Raw genomic sequence first — 964 nt, 5'->3', positions numbered from 1 at the left:
ACCCCTACCAACAAGCCGCTCTCAGCAAGGAGATTATGTCGAAGCAGTGTGCAACAATAACGTCATGACTCGCCCAATTGATGAACTGTTACGCCAAACTGGTGTGCCGGTATTTGACCCTAACGACGCCACACTCAGTGGTGGGGAAGTGGCCATCGCCCGTATTGCCAGTGCTCTACGGGAAGACTGGGACGGACTCGATGGTCAACAGCAACGTGCGCTTATTACAGCGCTGGAAACGTCCACACAGGCCACCGAAGAAGCTGAAGCATTCGTTCTCAATCAACTAAAAAGCATTAAATAGCTCAAGCCCTGCCTGAGGGGCGATAGGCAGGGCTTGAGCTATACATAGTGGCCGTTCGGGGGAGCGGCCTACAAACTATTCTGCGGAGCTTCGACAAAAGTAACAAGGGCTTGTTCACTCCAGTGAGCATTGGCAGTGAGGATGCAATTACTGGGCTTTCCTTTATGTGGTTTCTTTTTAAAGGCTCTTTGGTTCTCTGTAGTCCTGGAGGCTGTTGTGCTTGGAGTAGTCCAGGGATTCTTCTGTTGCGCGGGGGTATCTAGTAACACCGTGGTGACTATCCAGTAACGGGATGGTGAGTATCGAGTAACACTTTGGGAGAAGATTCTTCTGACCGCGTGACAAAAGGGCTCGCGGCATAATCAGAGGAGTCCGATCGTGACTGATTACCGGGCCGTGATGGATCTTGTCTTACAAGGCTGGTCCGTCCGTCAAATCTGCTCGACTGTGCGTTGCTCGCATACCACAGTCCAAAAGGCCCGCCAGGCAATGGCGGCACACCAGATCACAACCCGTGCACAACTCGCCGGTGTCACCGACGAAGAATTGGCCACATGGTTTGTTGATGGTCGAAGCCTTGCACAAGGCGACTTCGTTCCCATCGACTTCGACGCAGTGACCAAAGCACGTACCGGCCGAAACAAGGTCACTCTCCAAGTC

Annotated in this window: 2 protein-coding genes; both read left to right on the top strand. The window is 52.8% G+C overall.

The window, feature by feature from the left end; translation table 11 throughout:
- Nucleotides 1–304 (top strand): hypothetical protein (locus HMPREF3149_RS05075; RefSeq protein WP_246819949.1); only part of this gene is annotated, 304 nt, incomplete at its 5' end.
- 378 nt (nt 305–682) lie between these two features.
- The coding region (locus tag HMPREF3149_RS13305; RefSeq protein ID WP_210385408.1) for a helix-turn-helix domain-containing protein at nt 683–964 on the top strand (282 nt) is incomplete at its 3' end.

Origin of the sequence: Corynebacterium sp. HMSC05E07, from assembly GCF_001807225.1 — a bacterium.
Taxonomy (GTDB): domain Bacteria; phylum Actinomycetota; class Actinomycetes; order Mycobacteriales; family Mycobacteriaceae; genus Corynebacterium; species Corynebacterium singulare.
Note: the sequence above shows the minus strand (reverse complement) of the source record. Positions and strands in the feature narration are given on the sequence as shown.